The following is an 18,342-nucleotide window of genomic DNA, read 5'->3' as shown; positions in this document are numbered from 1 at the left end:
GCGGTGGCGAAGGTTCAAGACACCATCGTCGGCCTGCGAAGGCGAGGCGACAGAATCAGGCCCGCTCGTCCTTCGGCGAATCCATCAGCACATATGTGGTGATCGCATTGACCTGCGGCAGCACGCCGAGCACCTCGGTATGGAAATGCTTGTAGGCGGCAAGGTCGGCCGCCTCGACACGCAGCAGATATTCGATCGCGCCGGTGGTGTTGTGGCATTCGCGGACTTCAGGCGCGACCGCCATCGCGGCTTCGAAGCCTTCCTGCGCATCCTTGGTGTGGCTCGACAGGCCAATCGTCACATAGGCGATGAAGGTCGCGCCGGTCTTTGCCGGGTCGATCCGCGCGCGATAGCCCTTGATCACGCCGCTGCGTTCGAGTTCCTGCACCCGGCGCAGGCACGCCGACGGCGACAGACCGACGCGATCGGCGAGTTCGATATTCGAGATTCGCCCGTCGTGCGACAACTCGCGCAATATCTTGCGGCCGATGGCATCAATATCGATCATAGGTTGCATGATATAGCTTTTACGTGGACATGTTTGCAACACTTCGCCGCCAAAACCGCATTATGTTGCGCGCATGAACCAGACCACCCTTCTCGCGCTCTCGGCCTTTGCCCTCGTCTCGTCGATCACGCCGGGCCCCAACAATCTGATGCTGATGTCGTCGGGTGCCAATTTCGGCCTGCGCCGAACGGTACCGCACGCGCTGGGCGTGGGGATCGGCTTCACCCTGATGATCATACTGGTTGGCGTCGGCCTGATGGGGCTGTTCGACCTGTTTCCGATACTGAACACCGTGCTGAAGGTGGCCAGCGTCGCCTATCTGCTGTGGCTCGCGTGGAAGATCGCCAACGCCGCCGCGCCCGACACCGCAGGCAGCACCAGCGGCAAGCCGATGACCTTCATGCAGGCAGTGCTGTTTCAGTGGGTCAATCCCAAGGCCTGGTCGATGGCGCTGACCGCGATCGCGCTTTATGCGCCCGACCGTAATATTGCCGCAGTGCTGCTCGTTGCGGTCGTGTTCGGGGTCATCAACCTGCCGTCGACCAGCCTGTGGGCGGTGATGGGACAGGTATTGCGCGGCTGGCTGTCCAGTCCCGCCCGGCTGCGCATTTTCAACTGGACGATGGCGGCGATGCTCGTGGGATCGCTCGCCCTGCTCATCTGATTGCAAGCCCAAGCCACGCAACCTATGCACGGCGCTTCCCCTTCCTGACCGGAGAGAAGAGCCATGAAAAACCGCCGTCTGGGCAAAAGCGCGATCCATGTGTCCGACATCTGCATGGGGACGATGACCTTCGGCAGCCAGGCCGACGAAGCAACGGCATTTCGCGTTCTCGACCGCTGTTTCGAAGCGGGGATCAATTTTTACGACACCGCTGAAGGCTATCCTGTGCCGCCCGACGTCAAATGGGTCGGCCGCACAGAGGAAATCGTCGGTCGGTGGATGAAGACCAAGAATCGCGACGCGATCATCCTGGCAACCAAGGTTTCGGGGTCGAGCGAGCTCTGGTTCAAATCGCCATGCCGCGGCGGGATGACCGCGCTCGACCGCCACAATATCATGAAAGCGATCGACGACAGCCTGACGCGGCTTCAGACCGATTATATCGATCTGTACCAAACCCATTGGCCCGACCCCGACGCCCCCTATGAGGAGGTGATGGATGTGCTCGACGAACTGGTTCGCGCCGGCAAGATCCGCATTCTTGGCTGTTCGAACGAGACGAGTTGGGGATTGATGAAATCGCTCGCGGCGTCGGAGAAGCTAGGCGCGGCGCGCTTCCAGACGATCCAGAATAATTACAGCCTGAACAACCGCCGTTTCGAGGATGAATTAAAGCAGGTGTGCCGACAGGAAGGCGTCAGCCTGATCCCCTATTCGCCGCTCGCCGGCGGGGTGTTGTCAGGCAAATATCAGGGCGGTGCGACCCCCGACGGTGCGCGCTTCTCGAAATATCTGAAGATGGAGGGGCGGCAAAGAGAGATGGGGCTCCGCTTCGTCAACGAAAGGAGCCTTGCCGCGACCGAGCGTTATCTGGCGATCGCCGAAGCGGCCGGACTGCACCCGGTGACGATGGCGACGGCGTGGTCGAAGCAGCATGACTTCGTCGCCTCGACGATCGTCGGGGTGAGCGCCGACGATCAGCTCGACCCGATCCTCGCCGCGATCGACCTGACACTACCCAAGGATGTGATGACGGCGCTCCACCGGGTGAGCCGCGACATCCTTTATCCAATGGGGTGACGGGCTTGCGCGGTATATTGTCCACGCTATCCTGACCAGATCATCTGAAAGGAAATTCGCATGTCCCCCACCCGTCGCGTTCTGTTCGCCTTTGCCGCTTTCACCGGAGCGATCAGCGCGGCACACGCCGCCGATCCGACGATGTTCCGCGACGCGGGATGCGGATGCTGCCTCAAGTGGCTGGAGCAGGTTAAGGCTTCCTTCGGGCAGAATGTGGAGGTCGTCAACGCGGCCGACATGACCGCGGTGAAGGACAAGCAAGGCGTGCCCGAAGCGCTGCGGTCGTGCCACACCGTCCTCGTCGGCGGCTATGTGATCGAGGGCCATGTACCCGCAAAGGAGATTACGCGGCTGCTCCGCGAAAAGCCCAAAGGCGTGAAAGGACTGGCCGTCGGCGGGATGCCGACGGGGTCGCCGGGGATGGAGCATGGCGACCATCGCGAGGCCTATCAGGTCATGAGCTTTGGCCCCGGCGGCCAGCGCGTTTACGCAAGCTATGCCGCCAGCGGCGGCGCACACGCGCACTGAACGAGAGGCGCGGCGAGATAGTCCATGCTCTTTCGCGTCGCCATCCTTGAGAAGATAAAGACGGGCGAGGTCACGCTGGCCTTCCGCCGTTGGCGAAAGCCCACGGTGAAAGCCGGCGGACGGCTGCGCACCGCGATCGGCGAACTGGCGATAGATGCTGTCACCCCTTGCGATGCTGACGCGATCTCCGGACGCGATGCGGTGGCAGCGGGGTTTTCCGGACGCGATGCGCTGCTCGCCGAGCTTCGGCAGCGCGATGAGGGGACATTGTATCGCATTGCCTTTCGCCTTGCGGGCCCCGACAGCCGGGTTGCGCTGCGCACCCATGGCAATCTCTCACCCGCCGAGATTGATGCAATCGCCGCGCGACTGGCGAAGCTCGACCAGAGCGGCGATCAACCATGGACCCACGCGGTCCTCCGCACCATCGCCGAACGCGCCGGTACGGCGGCGCGAGACATCGCGGCGGCCTTCGGCGTCGAGAAGGATGTGCTCAAACGCAACATCCGCAAGCTCAAGGAACTCGGTCTGACCGAAAGCCTCGAGGTTGGCTATCGACTGTCGCCGCGCGGCAAGGCCTTTCTCGACTCCCTGCCCCGTCCCTAGAGGCTCGTCTTGAACAGATCGAGCATCCGGCTCCACGCCTTTTCGGCGGCCGCTTCGTTGTAGACGCGGCCGTCGGGCGGACACCAGCCGTGCATCGTTCCCGCATAGACCTCGACCTCGTGCCATTGCTTGCGGGGTTCGAGGACGGCCTTGAGCAGCAGCTTCTCATTCGGTGATTTCTGGTCGTCATCGGCCGCGATCGCAAAGAGATAGCCCGCGTTGGTGCCAGAGATCAGCAGGTGCGGACTGTCGGGCTTGTCGGTACCGACCCCGCCGCCGTGGAAGCTCGCCGCCGCGCCGACGCGACCGGGTTTCAGCGCCGCGGTGAAGATCGTCATCGCGCCACCCATGCAATAGCCGCTGGTGCCGATCTTGCGCTTCGTATCGACTTCCGGCTGCGCGTCGAGGAAAGCGAGATGCGCCCCTGCGTCGGTGTCGACGAGCGTCTTGTTCAGTTGTTTCAGATAGCCGAACAGCCGTTCGCGCACCGGGGGATCGTTGAAGTCGCTGGTCGCCGAGACGACCGGCGATTTTTCCCAGCGGTAGAAGGGGTTCACGCACAGCACCGCATAGCCCTCACCCGCCAGCCGGTCGGCCATCTGGCGGAACGCGGGTCTGAGCCCACGAATATCGGGCCAGATCAGCACGGCGGGGTGCTTGCCAGTCGCCGGGGCGACGAAATACGCATCGGCGGTGCCGTCGGCGGTTTTGATGCTGACGTCGCGGCCCTTCACCGGTTTTCCGGCCATCGCATGGGCGGGAAGCGAAGCGGCGAGCACGCCCGCACCCGCGAGCGCGGTGAAGCTGCGGCGCGCGACGGGCATGCCTGCGCGGTCGCGTTCGGCTTCGGTATTTTCATCGCACATGAGGGCTCTCCTTGGATGGGGCGGATTTTGAGAATGGCGGAAAACTACGCAACTTCATTCCGGATTCGTGTGTGGGACGGGTCGCCAGTTGGCCGAACCGACATTGCGCGCAGCAGCGCGACAAATGTGAAGGGATCGGACCGCGGGCATGAAGCGAAGCTAACGCAGCTGTCTTTTGCAGGACAGGGATTTTTCAATCCTTCCTTGCGCTGCAGACATGGGGCGTGGCAGCGCGACGCGCTGACCGAGGGGCTTGGCGCGGACGTCGCTGCCCTCCTCATCGCTACGCGACAGGGAGGGCTATACTGGCGATCTCGTCGAAGCTCGGCGCCACATGATGTACCCCGGCCCCGCAAAAGCCGATGACAGTCATCCCGGCCCCGCGCGCGGCTTGCGCTCCGGTCGGCGAATCCTCGATCGCGAGGCACGCCGCGGGGTCGACCCCAAGGCCTTTGGCGGCGGCAAGATAGATGTCGGGGTGCGGCTTGCCGCGATCCCAGCCATCGGCGCTGTAGACATGAACACCGAAATGATGCGCGAGGCCGAAACGATCGAGCGATGCGGCGATATAGGCGAGACTGCTCGACGAAGCGATCGCACGTGGGTGGTCGCCGAGTCTGTTCAAAAATTCGGGTGCGCCCGGCACCGGCGCAAAGCCGTCGGCGAACATCCTGAGCGCGCGTTCGCGGTGCCGTTCGCGAAAGTCGGATGGCAGCGGACGGCCAAAGCGCAAGACGATGCGGCGTTCGGTTTCCTGCCAATTATGACCGCAATAGTCGCGCAGGCAATCTTCGTAAGTCGTCGGCAGGCCGATCGCGGTCAGGCTTTCGGCAAGCGTCTTGTTCGCGCGCACCTCGCTGTCGGCGATGACGCCGTCGAAATCGAAAATGATCGCGGAGAAACTCACAAAGACGCTCCCTGTTTATACGAATGCAATATCTTCGGCCCAAAGGACCGGGCAACAGGAGACAGCAGAATGAAGTTCATTTCCCTCAAGTCGCGCGGCGGCAATTATCTGGTCGTCGCCGAAAATGTCGCGTGGCTCCGTGCCTATGAAAATGGCCAGACGCAAGTCGGCATGGTCGGCGGCGCACCCTTGCTCGTCGCGGGCGAACTCGAGGACATCGCCGCGTCGATTTTGGCGCAGGTGAACGGGTCGGAGTGACGCCCCTATATCCGCCTGGTCCGCACGGCAGGCCTGATTTTCACATTCTCGTCGCGGATCAGCCGGTTATAGTCGGCCGATCCCACCGGATAGATGGCAAGACGACCTTCGGCATCATGATAAATGCCCCAACCAAACTGCTTGGGCAGTGGTGAAACGCGCAGGCAAGCCCGGGACTTCGAGAAATACTCCACCCGGGTTTCGGCGGTATCGGACAGTCCATTCTTTGCAACATGGACCGCATAGAGAAGGTCGTCACTGGTCAAGGCATAGGGATTGTCATGCAGCAGCGCATACTGGCGCCCTGCAATGCTGTCAGGCCTGGGCGGAACGATGCCCGCTTCAGCCACGCTATCAGGCGCGATGGTTATGAAGGTGGAATGATAGTTGGTGGTGTGCAACGCCTGACCTTTCGCATGATATGCCGGCAGAACGACCGGCCGGACCACCGTGCCCTTGAAGTTTCGCCGGATCGCCTGGCGCGTGACGACTTCATGCTGATTGTTCGCGTCATTGCGAGCGAAGCGAAGCAATCTCGAGCCATCAGCCTTGCTCAAGGCTGATGGCTCGAGATTGCCGCGTCGCTTCGCTCATCGCAACAATGATTTGAAGCGATGCCGACCGTCGTTCGGAGCGAATGGATCGGCAAGAGCCGTTCCTGCACCGACACAGCTTGCACAATGACCCGGGGCATAACGGCCGCAGATGGCCGTTGAACCTGTCGGCTTTTGGGGAACAGGCAGGTGTACTCCGGCTATCGCACAAACGTCAGGGTCGAAATGTGCTGGAGCTTGGCTACGGGCTTTGCCGCCACGACCCCTGCCGCCGCTTCGCCGTGCGATACGCCAAGAACGTAACGCCCCTTCCCCATGTCGGGCACTATAATTCGGCCTGCTCCATCTGCTTCAACCGATTTCTGCCAATGGTCGGGCGTAATCATGTTCACCTTCGCCCCCGCCAGCGGACGGCCGCGAAACTGCACGGTGAATTCGTCGGCGCCGGGACGGACCGGGACGAGTTCGAGATCGAGCTTCGCTTCACCCTCGCTGCGACCAGCGCGCGCATAGAAGATCGCACCCGTCATGCCGCCATCCGACTCCCAGGGGGCGAAAACGCTGTCGTCGCGGACCCGGACGTCGCCCGCCGCGCCCAGCGCCGCCTCGAGGTGATTGGCACGCCGCACGGTCGCGGTCGGTTCCGCCGCGTTCGTCAGGAAAACCAGCGGCGTCTTCAGCCGGTGCAGTTCGGGATCGCCGGCGGCGGGGACAGGCTCGGCCGGTTCGCCAAGATAGATGCGCGCGGCGCCTGCGCCGTCGCGCTCGACCCACACTTCATGGGCGGCGGCCGGCGGCGCCAGGACGGTCGCGGCAAAGATGAACGGCAAGGCGTTACGCATCAATTTTCTCCTCTGGTGGCGATTGTCGATTTTTTCGTCGAAGCAGAATTCGCACGCCGCGCGCGGACGCAGAGCCACGCGACCACGCCCCACGCGCCAATGCTGAGGTGACCGAACCACGCGACGGCGCCATAGGCTGCGCCGAACGCAAAGCTGTCGAGCAGGAAGACCGCGAGCAACAGCGCATAGCCGCCAATGCGCACGCGGCGCGATGCGGCGGGCGCGAGCTTGCGACCTGCCATATCCGCCTGATGCCGCGGCATCGAGATGGCGAGAAGCGCAAAGCCGCAAAGCGCGAGCAGGATGGCGAGCCAATGGATCATGCCGCCACCGCCGTTTCGGGCGCCTGCGACGCCCGCCGCGGGGCGCGCACCGATCGTGGGCGTGCCGCCTTGCGCGCCGCCCAGCCGAAGCCCGCCGCGAGCAGCAGCATAACGGCGTCGAAGGCGACGAACAGCCAGTCCCCCGCCGCGAGACTCGCGAACAGGTTGCGCGGCGTCGTCAGCGCGTTGACGAACGGGACCGCCGCGAACAGCAGCGCCGCGAAGGCAAGCGCCTCAACCCACGCGCGCTGCGCCGGGCGGACCAAGGCCCAGAGCAGCACCGCCCCCCAGGCAACGAACAGGCTATGGACCTCCCAGTCGGCGCGCGCCTCCATGCGCAGCGGCAACAGGCGATTGGCGAGAAAATAGGTCGCGAGCCCCGCCCCCAGCCCGGCGATCGCAGCGACGTTCAGCCGCTCGACCAGACGAAAGCCCAAATGCGGCCGCGCGGGATCGGGAAGCCGCGCGCGGCGCTTGACCGTCCAGAGGACCAACCCGCTGCCGACCATGATCGTGCCGCCGATGCCCGACAGGAAATAGAGCCAGCGCAACCCCCATTCGGCGAACCGCCCGGCATGGAGGCCGATCATCACGCTCTCGGTCTTTAGCGCGGCCCCCTTGGGCACGCTCGCGTCGAGCCGCCGTCCGTTGGTGCCGTCAAGCGTCAGCGCAGGCCCGCGTGAACCGATCGCATCCTCGGGCGCGCGGGTCAGCGAAACCGTCGCGGTCGCATCGCCGGGGTTGGAGACGCTGAGAAAGCCGACGCTGGCGCCTTGCCATTCGGCCGACGCCGTCCGCATCATCGCCCCGACGGGCGCAAGCGGCGCGGCTCGTCCGCTGCGTTCAACCTCTTCCGACCGGCCAAAGACAGTCTCGAAGAAGCTGTCGGGGCTCGAATAATTGGCGGCAATTCCCCACGGCATATAAAGCGTCGCCAGCGTGACCAGCCCGGTGAAGGTGATCATCAGGTAAAAGGGCAAGGCCAGCACGGCGGTGACATTATGCGCGTCAAGCCAACTGCGCTGTCCCTTGCCGAAGCGGAGCATGAAGAAATCGGCGAAAATCTTCTTGTGCGTGATGACGCCTGAAATGATCGCGACGAGCATGAACATCGCCGCAATGCCCACCAGATAGCGCGCCCAGATCACCGGCAGATAATGGAGATCGAAGTGAAAGCGGTAGAGGAAGGTCCCACCGCGTGTCTCGCGCGCCTCGATCTGGTGGCCCTGCCCGTCCAGCGTCGCGCTCGTGTCGCGGCGGCTGCCGCGCGGACGGTCGCCCTCGGGCTGCCAGAAAACCTGCGTCGTCGCGCTCCGGCTGTTCGGCGGCGTGATAAACCACCGCTTGGCGTCGGGCGCCGTGGTCTGGAGGAAACGCACCGCCCCCTCGGCCGCGACGACAGGATCGGGGCGCCCCGTAACCTCGGGCTGCATCCAGCGGGTGATCTCGTCCTGAAAATAGGCCGCAGTACCGGTCGCGAACATGGCGAAGAGCAACCAGCCCAGCAGCAAGCCCGTCCAGGTGTGAAGCCAGGCCATCGATTGGCGGAAACTTTCCTTCACAGCCGCCCCCCCGTCGCGATCGAAAGCCAGAGCCCGCCGCCAAGGACCAGCCCCGCACCCGCCATCCAAAGCCAGAGCCGCGCGACCGAGCGCACCGCGAAAGCGGTCAGCGCCAGCACCGCGAACAGCGCGAAGGAAAAGAGCGTCGCCGCGACGCTGGCCTCTTCCGGCCGCATCGGGAGCAGCCGCGCGAGGCACGCGATGGCGAGCGACGTCAGCAGATAATTGGCGGGGATTGCCGCGAGCGTCCGTGCCGCCACATTCCAGCGGCTCACCCCTTTGGGCCGGGAAGCCTTGGTCGCCATCGCTCAGAACCTCCGTGCGAGGCTGATCATGAAGGTGCGCGGCTCGCCGGGGGTCGTGCGGGTCAGCGAAGCGGTCGGGAAATAGCGCTCGTTGAAGATGTTGCGGATGTTCGCCTGCACCGACCAGTCATCGAAGCGATAGAAGAGCGCCGCATCGACCAGCGCATAGCCCTTGAGATAGAAGGGCGTCGAGGTCGCCGAAGCGGTGCTCGCAGGCCGGTTGCTTTCATGATGCACCCCCAACCCCGCGCCGAGATTGGCAAGCGGCCCCTGCTGGATCGTGTAACGGCCCCACAGGTTAACGATATGGCGCGGCACGCTCGACAGGCGCGCGCCGACGAGTAGCCGGGAATCGGCGGTGACCTTCGCATCGAGATAACTGTAGGCGGCGGTCAGTTCGACCCCAGGCAGCGGGCGCCAGCCACCCTCCAGTTCGATCCCGCGCGTCCGCTGCTCGCCGGTCAGCACATAGGTGTTCGGCGGCGCCGTGGGTGAGAGATCGGAGGTCGCGACATTGGTGCGCGTGAGTTCGAACAGGGTCGCCATCGCGCGCAGCGATCCGTCGGGGCGCGCCACCTTGATCCCGGCTTCATAATTGACGCCGCGTTCGGGCGGCAGCGTCGATCCGTCGGACGCACGGTAGCTGCCCTGCGGATTGAAGGATTTGGCATAGTTGGCATAGAGCGATACCACCTCGCCCAGCATCAGCGTCGCGCCGGCACGCGGGCTGAAGGCAGTATCGACCACCTCGGGATTGGCGGTGCCATTGTTGGTGATCGCACTCGACGCCCGGTCCCAGCGCCCGCCAAGCGTGACCGTCAGCCGCTCGCCGACCTTGATATGGTCCTGAAGGTAAAAGCCGCGCTGCTTGGTGACGCTGGCATAGGTCGTGCCGGGCACCGCGGGGTTGGGCGCGCTGACCGTGCCATAGACCGGATTATAGAGGTCGAGCCAATAGGGCCCCGGATCGAAGACATTGGTCTGGTCGCTGTCGCGATGACCATAGTCGATCCCCGCAAGCACATAATGGCTCAGCGGCCCGGTCGCGAAACGCAGGCTGAGATTGGTATCGACCCGGAAATATTCGCCATTCTCCTCGAACGGACCATAATAGAAGCGGCCGACCGAGCGGAAATCGGGCGAGATGCTGCTGATGAACAGCCAATTGTCCCAGCTGTTGTGGAAATCCTGATAGCGCAGCGACTGGTGGATCGCGATCGCATCGCTGAACTTGTGGTCGGCGACATAGCCGACGCTCCAATAATCATTGTCCTGCACCGCCGGATATTTTCCGTCGTTGATCGAGCGCTTGATCGAAACGGGCCCGTTCGGATTGGGCAGCGCGGTGCCATAGGCGGTCGTCGGCGACCAAGGGTTGATCTTGTCGTCGACATAGCGGCCGAGCAAAGTGATGCTGGTATCGGGGCCGGGCTTCCACGTCAGCGAGGGCGCAAGAAAAATCCGCCGCTGCCCCGAATAATCGACGAAGAAATCCTGGTCGCGATAGACCGCGGTCAACCGCGCGAGCAGGCTGCCATCGGCGACGAGCGGCGCGTTGCCGTCGACCTGCATCTCGAACAGTTCATAGGATCCGCCGGCGATCGACATGTCGAGGAACGCCTCGTCGCGCGGTCGCTTGCTGACGAGGTTTACGATGCCCGATAGCGGCCCCTGCCCGAACAGCCCCGACGCCGGCCCCTTGACCACCTCGACGCGTTCAAGCGCCGCCATTTCGGACGTTCCATAGCCGGTGTCGTCGAGCAGCCCGTCGAGATAGGTGGCGCCGGTCGAGGCGTTGAAACCGCGAATGTTGAAGCCGTCGAAAAAGCCGTACGTGTTATTGCGCGACACCCCGGCGACGTTGAACAGCGCGTCGCCCAGTCGGCGCACACCTTGATCCTCCAGTAACTGTTCGGACAGGATCGAAATCGCCTGCGATGTTTCGAGCACCGGAATATCAGCCTTGGATGCGATCGCGCCCTCATGGACGCGGTGCCCGGAGACGACAATGTCGTCGCGGCGCATCGACGCACTCTCCGTATCCGCCTCGTGACCGCTTGCCGGAACGGCGGAAAGACACAGAATTACAACGGCCGGAAGACCAAGTCTAAGATGCGCCACCATTACCCCTTTTCGATGATTCGGGTCGCATCTAAAGATATTGAGAATTGATCGCAACTATATTGCGAATGATTCGCGATCTCAAATGTGATCCGGGATGAGCGTCGAAACCCGGGCGGCAACCCCTGGCAAGATTTCTCCAACGGCAGGTCGACTGGAAATGGTGAAAGGCCCACAATCATAGAGGATGTTCGTGTCGAGCCGGTTCCTCGCAAATTCGGCAATCCACGATGAAGCACCGGGTGCCGAGCAGGACGATTGAATCACGCATAACCGGCCTCAGCCGCTTCGCTCCATCGCGAAAGGGCAGCTTTCAGGCGCTTCTCGAGAATTTCGCGACGCCCGCACGGGGGCCCAAAGCCACCGATGCCGGACGAAAATTGTTTGTAATGCCGCTCAGGGACAATCCGGCGGGCGGAAATCCTGTGCCCGCCCCGTCACAGTTCCGGCAATGCCCACCTGGCGAAGTTCACTCCACCGTAACCGATTTCGCCAGATTCCGCGGCTGATCGACGTCCGTGCCTTTGGCCACGGCAACATGATAGGCCAAGAGCTGCACCGGCACCGCGTATACCAACGGCGCGATCAACGGGTGAACTTTGGGCATTTCGATCGTCGCCATGCAGCCGTCGCCGGCTTCGGCAAGGCCTTCGGCATCGCTGATCAGCACGACCTTGCCGCCCCGCGCCATGACTTCCTGCATGTTGCTGACGGTCTTTTCGAACAGCGGGCCGCTGGGCGCGAGGACGATCACCGGGACAGCTTCGTCGATCAGTGCGATCGGTCCGTGCTTCATTTCACCCGAAGCATAGCCTTCGGCGTGGATATAGCTGATTTCCTTAAGCTTTAGCGCGCCTTCGAGCGCGAGCGGATAATCAGGACCGCGGCCCAGATAAAGCACGTCGCGCGCGGGGGCGACGAGGTGCGCCATCGCGGCGATTTCCTCGTCATGCGCCAGCGCAGCGTTGAGCGCGGCGGGGGCTTCGATCAGATGCTTGACGATGTCGCGCTCCTGCGCCGCGTCGAGCTTGCCCTTCTTCAGCGCGAGGTGCGCGGCGAGCGCAGCGAGCACCGCGAGCTGGCAGGTGAAGGCCTTGGTCGAGGCGACGCCGATTTCGGGGCCGGCGTGGGTCGGAAGCAGCAGGTCGGCTTCGCGCGCCATGCTGCTGGTGGGCACGTTGACGACGACCGCGATCGTCTGGCCATTCGCCTTGCAATGGCGCAGCGCCGCGAGCGTGTCGGCGGTCTCCCCCGATTGCGAAATGAAGAGTGCGAGCCCGCCGGGTTGCAGCACCGGGTCGCGGTAACGGAACTCCGACGCAACATCGATGTCGACGGGGACGCGCGCGAAGGTTTCGAACCAGTATTTGGCGACCATTCCGGCGTAGAAGCTGGTGCCACACGCGACGATGGTGATGCGGTCGATCTTGCTGAGGTCGAAATCCATCTGCGGCAGCGCGACCGTCTGCTCGAGCGGGCGGATGTAGGAGGAGAGCGTCTGCGCGACCACGGTCGGCTGCTCGAAAATCTCCTTCTGCATGAAGTGGCGATAATTGCCCTTTTCGATCGTCGCGGCGGTGAGACCCGATGTCGTAACTTCACGGGAGACCGGATTGTTTTCGCTGTCGAAAATTTGCGCACCCTCGCAGGTGATGACGACCCAGTCGCCTTCGTCGAGATAGGCGATTTTCTGCGTCAGCGGCGCGAGCGCGAGCGCGTCGGAGCCGAGATAGGTTTCCCCCTCGCCATAGCCGACGACAAGTGGCGAACCGAGCCGAGCGCCGATCAGCATGTCGGGATGGCTGCGAAAGGCGATCGCGAGCGCGAAGGCGCCGCGCAATTGCGGCAGCACGGCTTGCACGGCTTCCTGCGGCGACTTGCCCGCCTCGACCTGTTCGCTGACGAGATGCGCGACGACTTCGGTGTCGGTCTCGCTTTCGAATTTGCGGCCGCGCGCGGTCAGCGCTTCGCGGAGCGGTTTGAAATTCTCGATGATGCCATTGTGGACCAGCGCGACCTCGCCCGTCGCATGGGGGTGCGCGTTGCTGGTGGTCGGCGCGCCGTGGGTCGCCCAGCGCGTGTGGGCAATGCCGATCAGGCCGGGCGCGGGGTTGCCCGCGAGCTCCTTGACCAGATTGTTCAGCTTGCCCTCGGCGCGGCGGCGGATGAGCTGGCCGTCCAGAACGGTGCAGACCCCTGCACTGTCATAGCCGCGATATTCCATGCGCTTGAGGCCTTCGACCAGCCGGTCCGCGACCTGGTCCTTGCCGACAATTCCGATAATTCCGCACATGGATTTTGGCTTTCGTTAGAGCGTGTAGGGAATGCGAATACCCGGCATCGCGGCCGGAAACACCTTGATATTGCGGGTCACGAGAATGCGGCCCGAGATTTGTGCGGTCGCGAGGACGAGCGCGTCGCAGAGGGTCAACCCCTTGCGCTCGGCGCGGAGCGCAGCGGCGCGGCGCGCGACGGCATCGCCAATCTCTTCGACCGCGAAACAGCCGAGGAAGGCCTCAACCGCCTTCACCGATGCAGGATCGGCAGCGGACATGACTTCGGTCCAGCTGATCCGGCTGACGCTTTTGCGTCCGGCACGGCGGATTTCACTGCGCGCAGCCTCGACGCCGTTCAATGCGTCGATCAGAATATCGCTGTCGAATTGCGCCGCGATCATTCGCGTTTTCCGCGCAGGCGACGCTGATATTTCAGCCCGTCGCCGATGTCGTCACGCGTGCGCCAGATGCCGAACGCATTGTCGATCGCATCACCCGAGCTGTCGGCACGGTACGCCGCGACCGCGCGCCGCACGAGCTCGGCACGCGAAACGCCCTGCTCGGCCGCGAGTGCGTCGAGCCAGTGAAGGTCGTCATCGGGAAGGTCGGCGAGGAACCGCATCGCAGCCTGATATCATATGATGATATCAAATCAAGCGCGCTGCAAATTCCGATCGACGAAGACCATCGCGAACTGCACCGGGTCGGCAGGCTGGCCATTGCCGGCCTCGAAGCGCGCCTTGCCGTCTTCCCAGATTTGCCGGATCTGCGCGGGAAGTTCGGGGGTGAATTTCATCTGCTGTTCGACGATCTGCGTCCAGCTACCCGTCGCGCTGAAGCTCTGGCGGAGTTGCGGCTCCATCGCCTTGCAATAATCCGCGGTCGGCGTGTCGAGATGGCCGATCGCGTTCAGCACCCAGGCGTCGACAAAGCGCAGGAAGGGCTTGTCGGTGTAGCGGTCGGTCAATTCATATCTCCATCATCATGGCCAGAGGCCTTAGATGGGTTTGCCTTGCCAGCGCGCAACCCCCTTGTCGATGGCGACGAACAGCGCGGCGAGGCCCGATATGCCGATCAGGAGCAGGACGATGTTGCGCAGAAACTCGGGAAAGGTCAGCGTCACCGGGTTCAGGAAATAATAGGCGTACCAGCCATCGAACGCGCCGCGCGCGAGGGCGTAGAGAAAATAAAGGAAACCCGGCACGACGCCCCAGACGATATCGCGCCAGCCGAGCGTCCCGTCGCGCGCGACCAGCCAGAAGAGCAGGAACAGCAGCGGGGTAGCGTCGTGGAGCGCATGGTTGGCGACGGCGTCCCAGCCGTCCAGCTGCGCAAGATGGCGCAGCGCCAGCGAGTAGGTGATGCCGACGAGCAGGATCGTCACCAGCGCCGAAAACCGCATCCGCGCCGACGCGAGCCTGTGATCCGGCGCCAGCGCGGCGGCGCTCGCGACGACGGCGATGAAGATGTTGGTGAGGATGGTGAAAAAGCCCACGAAACGCCAGATTGCGGCGGCTGCCGACTGTCCGGTGTCCGCAAATTGCCCGATCAGCAGGATGAGTTGCAGCGTCAGCCCGAGCCAGGCGACCAATGCCGTGATCGCAGCCAATAGTCTCGCCATCTGCCCGTCCCCTTTATCGCCCGGTTCGCCACTCGCTTTGCAATAGTCCGAAAATCAGGGAATCGCGCACCCCGATGTGGGTTTCCCATTCGCTGCGCAAATGGCCTTCGCGCTGAAAGCCCAGTCGTTCGAGGAGGCCGATCGAGCCCGTATTTTCGGGATCGGTGTCGGCGAAGATGCGGCGCAGTTCCAGCTCGGTAAAACCATATTCGATCACGCGCCCCACTGCCTCGCGCGCGATGCCGCCGCGCCATTGGTCGCGGTGCAGGATATAGCCGATTTCTTTCACCGCGGGCTTGCCATCGATCAGGATCACCCAGCCGAGCGCGACATCGTCGCCGGCGGTGATCGCCCAGCATTCAAAGCCCTGCCCGTCGGTCGCATTGCTCGCAACATATTCGGCGGTTTCGGCCAGCGACTGGTGCGGCCCGCTCGACCACCAGATCATCACCTCGGGATCCGACAGCACCGGGAACAACGCCTCGGCGTCATCGGCGCGGACCTGGCGCAGCACAAGGCGATCGGTGGTTAGCGTGGGTGCGGGCATGGCGTTACTTTCCGGCCTTTTTCTTGCGCATCGCGTCGTGGAAGCGGTCGGCCCAGCCGGGTTTGACCAGTTGCTCGCCGCGCACCAGCCGGAGCTCGCCGTCGGCGACGTCGATCGTCACCGCGCTGCCGGCGGCGACGATCGCGTCGCGGCCGATCTTCACCGGCGCGATGAGCGCGCTGTTCGATCCGATGAAGGCGTTTTCGCCGATCACCGTTTGATATTTGAAATAGCCATCATAATTGCAGGTGATCGTCCCCGCGCCGATGTTCGCGCGCGCGCCGACGGTCACGTCGCCCAAATAGGTGAGATGGTTCGCCTTGGCGCCCTTGCCCAGATGCGCTTTCTTGGTTTCGACGAAATTGCCAATCTTGGCCTTTTCCTCGAGGATCGTACCGGGGCGGAGACGCGCGAAGGGGCCGATTTCGCAGCCCGCGGCGATGCTGGCGCCCTCGATATGGCTGTTGGCGCGGATCTTCACATCGTCGGCGACCGTCACGCCGGGGCCGAAGAAGACATTGGGTTCAATCGTCACGTCGCGGCCGAGCTTTGTGTCCCACGCGAACCACACGGTGTCGGGGGCGATCAGGCTGGCGCCGTCGGTCATCGCCTGCACACGGCGGCGCGCTTGCCATTCGCCCTCCATCGCGGCGAGCTCGGCGCGGCTGTTCACCCCGGCGACTTCCGTCGCATCGGTTTCGACCACCACCACCCGCGCGCCCTCGGCTATCGCGCCCATCGCGACGTCGGGAAGATAATACTCGCCCGCAGCATTGTCGTTGCCAACGGCTTCGAGCAGGCGCCACATGTCGCTGGCGTCGGCGACGATCACTCCTGAATTGCACAGGTCAACCGCGCGCTCCCCGGCGCTCGCATCCTTGTGCTCGACCATCTTCAGCACATTGCCGTCGGCGTCGGCGATGATCCGCCCATAGGCACCGGTGTCGTGCGGCCGGAAACCAAGCACGGCAACCTGCGCTCCGCCTTTCAGCGCCTCGGACAGACGAAGGACAGTCTCGGCGGTCAGCATCGGACAATCTCCGAAGCAGACGAGGACGGTGCCCTCAAAATCGGCGAGCGCATTCCTGGCCTGAAGCGCAGCATGCGCAGTGCCGAGTTGCGGATCCTGCACCGCAACAAGCGCGCCCGTCCCGGCCAATGCGGCTTCGACCTGCTCGCGCTTGTCGCCAACAACGACAACGGTCGCGGCAGGTGGCAGTGCAGAAAAACTGCCAAGCAGATGCATCAGCATCGGCCGCCCTGCGATCGGATGCAGCACCTTGTGCAGGTCGGACTTCATGCGGGTGCCTTTGCCCGCAGCAAGGATGATGGCGGCGATGGGATGGGTCATGCCGTTGCCATGCCAGCAAATCATTGCGGTTTCCAGAGCATCGCGCCATGCGCGGTGCATGAATGATTTCCCTTTCCGCATTGTCGGCTTCGATCTCGACGGCACGCTGGTCGACAGTCTGGGCGACCTCACCGCCGCGCTGAACCATGCGCTGGGGCTTGCCGGACGGCCGCCGGTCGTCGCCGACGCTGTGCGGTCGATGGTCGGGCTGGGCGCACGGCACATGCTCGAACGCGGGCTGGCGGCAGGCGGTGCGGTCGCAGAGGATCAATTCCAGCGGCTCTACGATGCGCTGCTTGTCTATTATGAAGCCCATATCGCGGTGCACAGCCGCCCCTACCCCGGCCTGATCACGGCGCTCGACCGGCTCGATGCACTGGGGGTGCAGACCGCGGTCGTCACCAACAAGGTCGAGCGACTGGCGCGCCCGTTGCTCGGCGAACTCGGGCTCGCCGATCGCATGGCGGCGATCATCGGCGGCGACACCATGGGGCCGGGCAACGCCAAGCCCTCGCCCGCGCCGATCCACGCGATGATCGAGCAATGCGGCGGCGGGCGCGCCGTCTTTGTCGGCGACAGCATTTACGACATCATGGCCGCGAAGAATGCGGGCGTGATCAGCATCGCGGTCAGTTTCGGCTTCCCCAACCAGCCGGTCGGGGAACTTGGGGCCGACCATGTCATCGATCATTATGACGAGCTGCTGCCGCTGCTCGAGCGACTTTAGCCGCCGACCGCCCTCGCCGCTTCGTCGATCAGCGCCGCAACCTCGGCCGGCCTCGACGCAAGCGACGCATGGCTGGCAGGCAAGGTGATCACCTTTTTCGCGTTCATCCGGCCCGACATCATCGCCTGATTGTCGGGGTGGATCATCCGGTCCTCGCTCGAAATCTGATACCAGCAATCCCGGTTCCGCCACGCCGGGTTCGAAATCGTGTCGCCGAAGGTCGTGGCGAGGGGCGCCTTTTGCGTCACCGCCATCACCCGCGCTTCATCGGCGCTGAGGTCCTGGCAGAAATTCTCGTGATATTTGTCCTTGAGCACCCACAGATAGCCGTCGCTGTCGGGGGCCAGCGCAGCCGCGCCAGCGGGCAGATTCTGCTGGGTGATGCCACCCGGCGACTCGCCATCATCGGGGGCGAAGGCGGCGATATAGACGAGCCCTGCAACATTGGGATGGTTGCCCGCGCCGGTGATCACCGCGCCGCCATAGCTGTGCCCGACGAGCAGCACCGGGCCATCGTGCTGCGCGATCATTTTGGTGACGCGCCCGACATCATCGGCCAACGAGGTGAGTGGCATTTCGACCGCTTCAAGCGATGTATGGCCCAAGGCGTCAAGCGCGGGGATCACCTTGCTCCAATGCGCCGCGCCGCCCCAGAAGCCGTGAACGAGAATGATTGCCGGACTTGTCATGCGATCT

Annotated in this window: 23 protein-coding genes; 6 read left to right on the top strand and 17 right to left on the bottom strand. The window is 63.7% G+C overall.

Features of this window, described 5'->3' with window-relative positions; all coding sequences use genetic code 11:
- Positions 1-55: 55 nt before the first annotated feature.
- The gene (locus tag AC1RRJ_RS06220; protein WP_493120894.1) at positions 56-508 is read right to left on the bottom strand and encodes an Lrp/AsnC family transcriptional regulator; all 453 of its coding nucleotides are present in this window, start codon (positions 506-508) and stop codon (positions 56-58) included.
- A 73-nt stretch (positions 509-581) separates the two neighbouring features.
- Between AC1RRJ_RS06220 and AC1RRJ_RS06215 the strand changes: the two genes are divergently transcribed.
- From AC1RRJ_RS06215 to AC1RRJ_RS06200, 4 genes are all read left to right on the top strand, one after another.
- Positions 582-1,172, top strand: a complete 591-nt coding sequence (locus AC1RRJ_RS06215) for a LysE family translocator (RefSeq protein ID WP_493120893.1) — start codon at positions 582-584, stop codon at positions 1,170-1,172.
- A gap of 63 nt (positions 1,173-1,235) precedes the next feature.
- The gene (locus AC1RRJ_RS06210) at positions 1,236-2,252 is read left to right on the top strand and encodes an aldo/keto reductase (protein WP_493120892.1); all 1,017 of its coding nucleotides are present in this window, start codon (positions 1,236-1,238) and stop codon (positions 2,250-2,252) included.
- A gap of 60 nt (positions 2,253-2,312) precedes the next feature.
- Complete coding sequence (locus AC1RRJ_RS06205) at positions 2,313-2,780, top strand: DUF411 domain-containing protein (RefSeq protein WP_493120891.1); 468 nt, start codon at positions 2,313-2,315, stop codon at positions 2,778-2,780.
- Positions 2,781-2,804: 24 nt separating this feature from the next.
- Positions 2,805-3,386, top strand: coding sequence for an ASCH domain-containing protein (locus AC1RRJ_RS06200; protein WP_493120890.1), 582 nt, complete (start codon positions 2,805-2,807; stop codon positions 3,384-3,386).
- On the opposite strand, the gene AC1RRJ_RS06195 is transcribed toward AC1RRJ_RS06200, so the two are convergent.
- A complete protein-coding gene (locus tag AC1RRJ_RS06195; RefSeq protein WP_493120889.1) occupies positions 3,383-4,252 on the bottom strand; it encodes a dienelactone hydrolase family protein in 870 nt (289 codons plus the stop codon). The two genes, AC1RRJ_RS06200 and AC1RRJ_RS06195, sit on opposite strands and share 4 nt — an antisense overlap.
- Before the next feature lie 283 nt (positions 4,253-4,535).
- On the bottom strand, positions 4,536-5,159 hold the full coding sequence (locus tag AC1RRJ_RS06190; RefSeq protein ID WP_493120888.1) for an HAD family hydrolase: 624 nt from the start codon (positions 5,157-5,159) through the stop codon (positions 4,536-4,538).
- Positions 5,160-5,228: 69 nt separating this feature from the next.
- Between AC1RRJ_RS06190 and AC1RRJ_RS06185 the strand changes: the two genes are divergently transcribed.
- The gene (locus tag AC1RRJ_RS06185) at positions 5,229-5,417 is read left to right on the top strand and encodes a hypothetical protein (protein ID WP_493120887.1); all 189 of its coding nucleotides are present in this window, start codon (positions 5,229-5,231) and stop codon (positions 5,415-5,417) included.
- A gap of 5 nt (positions 5,418-5,422) precedes the next feature.
- Here the strand turns inward: AC1RRJ_RS06185 and AC1RRJ_RS06180 are convergent, their stop codons facing one another.
- From AC1RRJ_RS06180 to glmU, 13 genes are all read right to left on the bottom strand, one after another.
- Complete coding sequence (locus AC1RRJ_RS06180) at positions 5,423-5,974, bottom strand: DUF6157 family protein (protein WP_493120886.1); 552 nt, start codon at positions 5,972-5,974, stop codon at positions 5,423-5,425.
- A 197-nt stretch (positions 5,975-6,171) separates the two neighbouring features.
- Entirely contained in the window at positions 6,172-6,813 is a 642-nt protein-coding gene (locus tag AC1RRJ_RS06175; protein ID WP_493120885.1) for a DUF4198 domain-containing protein, read from the bottom strand.
- A complete protein-coding gene (locus AC1RRJ_RS06170) occupies positions 6,813-7,136 on the bottom strand; it encodes a DUF3325 domain-containing protein (RefSeq protein WP_493120884.1) in 324 nt (107 codons plus the stop codon). The genes AC1RRJ_RS06175 and AC1RRJ_RS06170 overlap by 1 nt, the downstream gene beginning before the upstream one ends.
- Positions 7,133-8,674 carry a PepSY-associated TM helix domain-containing protein gene (locus AC1RRJ_RS06165; RefSeq protein ID WP_493120883.1) on the bottom strand — a complete coding sequence of 514 codons (1,542 nt, stop codon included), beginning with the start codon at positions 8,672-8,674 and terminating at the stop codon, positions 7,133-7,135. Before AC1RRJ_RS06165 ends, AC1RRJ_RS06170 begins: the two co-directional genes overlap by 4 nt.
- A gap of 20 nt (positions 8,675-8,694) precedes the next feature.
- Entirely contained in the window at positions 8,695-9,003 is a 309-nt protein-coding gene (locus AC1RRJ_RS06160; RefSeq protein ID WP_493120882.1) for a hypothetical protein, read from the bottom strand.
- A 3-nt stretch (positions 9,004-9,006) separates the two neighbouring features.
- The gene (locus tag AC1RRJ_RS06155; protein ID WP_493120881.1) at positions 9,007-11,028 is read right to left on the bottom strand and encodes a TonB-dependent siderophore receptor; all 2,022 of its coding nucleotides are present in this window, start codon (positions 11,026-11,028) and stop codon (positions 9,007-9,009) included.
- 565 nt (positions 11,029-11,593) lie between these two features.
- Positions 11,594-13,417, bottom strand: coding sequence for a glutamine--fructose-6-phosphate transaminase (isomerizing) (gene glmS / locus AC1RRJ_RS06150; protein WP_493120880.1), 1,824 nt, complete (start codon positions 13,415-13,417; stop codon positions 11,594-11,596).
- Between the two features lie 15 nt (positions 13,418-13,432).
- On the bottom strand, positions 13,433-13,801 hold the full coding sequence (locus tag AC1RRJ_RS06145; protein ID WP_493120879.1) for a PIN domain-containing protein: 369 nt from the start codon (positions 13,799-13,801) through the stop codon (positions 13,433-13,435).
- The gene (locus tag AC1RRJ_RS06140; protein WP_493120878.1) at positions 13,798-14,022 is read right to left on the bottom strand and encodes a ribbon-helix-helix domain-containing protein; all 225 of its coding nucleotides are present in this window, start codon (positions 14,020-14,022) and stop codon (positions 13,798-13,800) included. Before AC1RRJ_RS06140 ends, AC1RRJ_RS06145 begins: the two co-directional genes overlap by 4 nt.
- Before the next feature lie 30 nt (positions 14,023-14,052).
- Positions 14,053-14,367, bottom strand: coding sequence for a hypothetical protein (locus tag AC1RRJ_RS06135; RefSeq protein ID WP_493120877.1), 315 nt, complete (start codon positions 14,365-14,367; stop codon positions 14,053-14,055).
- 30 nt (positions 14,368-14,397) lie between these two features.
- A complete protein-coding gene (locus tag AC1RRJ_RS06130; RefSeq protein ID WP_493120876.1) occupies positions 14,398-15,021 on the bottom strand; it encodes a Pr6Pr family membrane protein in 624 nt (207 codons plus the stop codon).
- Positions 15,022-15,034: 13 nt separating this feature from the next.
- Positions 15,035-15,568, bottom strand: coding sequence for a GNAT family N-acetyltransferase (locus tag AC1RRJ_RS06125; RefSeq protein WP_493120875.1), 534 nt, complete (start codon positions 15,566-15,568; stop codon positions 15,035-15,037).
- Positions 15,569-15,572: 4 nt separating this feature from the next.
- The gene (gene glmU / locus AC1RRJ_RS06120) at positions 15,573-16,919 is read right to left on the bottom strand and encodes a bifunctional UDP-N-acetylglucosamine diphosphorylase/glucosamine-1-phosphate N-acetyltransferase GlmU (protein ID WP_493120874.1); all 1,347 of its coding nucleotides are present in this window, start codon (positions 16,917-16,919) and stop codon (positions 15,573-15,575) included.
- A 58-nt stretch (positions 16,920-16,977) separates the two neighbouring features.
- Here glmU and AC1RRJ_RS06115 point away from each other — a divergent pair, with 58 nt between their 5' ends.
- Positions 16,978-17,646: an HAD-IA family hydrolase gene (locus tag AC1RRJ_RS06115; RefSeq protein ID WP_493120873.1), complete on the top strand. Its 669-nt coding sequence runs from the start codon at positions 16,978-16,980 to the stop codon at positions 17,644-17,646.
- On the opposite strand, the gene AC1RRJ_RS06110 is transcribed toward AC1RRJ_RS06115, so the two are convergent.
- Complete coding sequence (locus AC1RRJ_RS06110) at positions 17,643-18,335, bottom strand: alpha/beta hydrolase (protein WP_493120872.1); 693 nt, start codon at positions 18,333-18,335, stop codon at positions 17,643-17,645. The genes AC1RRJ_RS06115 and AC1RRJ_RS06110 overlap by 4 nt on opposite strands.
- Positions 18,336-18,342: the final 7 nt, after the last annotated feature.

Source organism: Sphingopyxis sp. GW821-FHT12C06, assembly GCF_058807415.1.
Note: the sequence above shows the minus strand (reverse complement) of the source record. Positions and strands in the feature narration are given on the sequence as shown.

Coding starts and splice junctions, on each gene's coding strand:
- AC1RRJ_RS06210 (WP_493120892.1), top strand. CDS start 1,236: ATGAAAAACCGCCGTCTGGGCAAAAGCGCGATCCATGTGTCCGACATC.
- glmU (WP_493120874.1), bottom strand. CDS start 16,919: ATGACCCATCCCATCGCCGCCATCATCCTTGCTGCGGGCAAAGGCACC.
- AC1RRJ_RS06160 (WP_493120882.1), bottom strand. CDS start 9,003: ATGGCGACCAAGGCTTCCCGGCCCAAAGGGGTGAGCCGCTGGAATGTG.
- AC1RRJ_RS06125 (WP_493120875.1), bottom strand. CDS start 15,568: ATGCCCGCACCCACGCTAACCACCGATCGCCTTGTGCTGCGCCAGGTC.
- AC1RRJ_RS06215 (WP_493120893.1), top strand. CDS start 582: ATGAACCAGACCACCCTTCTCGCGCTCTCGGCCTTTGCCCTCGTCTCG.
- AC1RRJ_RS06185 (WP_493120887.1), top strand. CDS start 5,229: ATGAAGTTCATTTCCCTCAAGTCGCGCGGCGGCAATTATCTGGTCGTC.
- glmS (WP_493120880.1), bottom strand. CDS start 13,417: ATGTGCGGAATTATCGGAATTGTCGGCAAGGACCAGGTCGCGGACCGG.
- AC1RRJ_RS06200 (WP_493120890.1), top strand. CDS start 2,805: ATGCTCTTTCGCGTCGCCATCCTTGAGAAGATAAAGACGGGCGAGGTC.
- AC1RRJ_RS06110 (WP_493120872.1), bottom strand. CDS start 18,335: ATGACAAGTCCGGCAATCATTCTCGTTCACGGCTTCTGGGGCGGCGCG.
- AC1RRJ_RS06165 (WP_493120883.1), bottom strand. CDS start 8,674: ATGGCCTGGCTTCACACCTGGACGGGCTTGCTGCTGGGCTGGTTGCTC.
- AC1RRJ_RS06155 (WP_493120881.1), bottom strand. CDS start 11,028: ATGCGCCGCGACGACATTGTCGTCTCCGGGCACCGCGTCCATGAGGGC.
- AC1RRJ_RS06130 (WP_493120876.1), bottom strand. CDS start 15,021: ATGGCGAGACTATTGGCTGCGATCACGGCATTGGTCGCCTGGCTCGGG.
- AC1RRJ_RS06170 (WP_493120884.1), bottom strand. CDS start 7,136: ATGATCCATTGGCTCGCCATCCTGCTCGCGCTTTGCGGCTTTGCGCTT.
- AC1RRJ_RS06145 (WP_493120879.1), bottom strand. CDS start 13,801: ATGATCGCGGCGCAATTCGACAGCGATATTCTGATCGACGCATTGAAC.
- AC1RRJ_RS06175 (WP_493120885.1), bottom strand. CDS start 6,813: ATGCGTAACGCCTTGCCGTTCATCTTTGCCGCGACCGTCCTGGCGCCG.
- AC1RRJ_RS06195 (WP_493120889.1), bottom strand. CDS start 4,252: ATGTGCGATGAAAATACCGAAGCCGAACGCGACCGCGCAGGCATGCCC.
- AC1RRJ_RS06140 (WP_493120878.1), bottom strand. CDS start 14,022: ATGCGGTTCCTCGCCGACCTTCCCGATGACGACCTTCACTGGCTCGAC.
- AC1RRJ_RS06205 (WP_493120891.1), top strand. CDS start 2,313: ATGTCCCCCACCCGTCGCGTTCTGTTCGCCTTTGCCGCTTTCACCGGA.
- AC1RRJ_RS06220 (WP_493120894.1), bottom strand. CDS start 508: ATGATCGATATTGATGCCATCGGCCGCAAGATATTGCGCGAGTTGTCG.
- AC1RRJ_RS06115 (WP_493120873.1), top strand. CDS start 16,978: ATGAATGATTTCCCTTTCCGCATTGTCGGCTTCGATCTCGACGGCACG.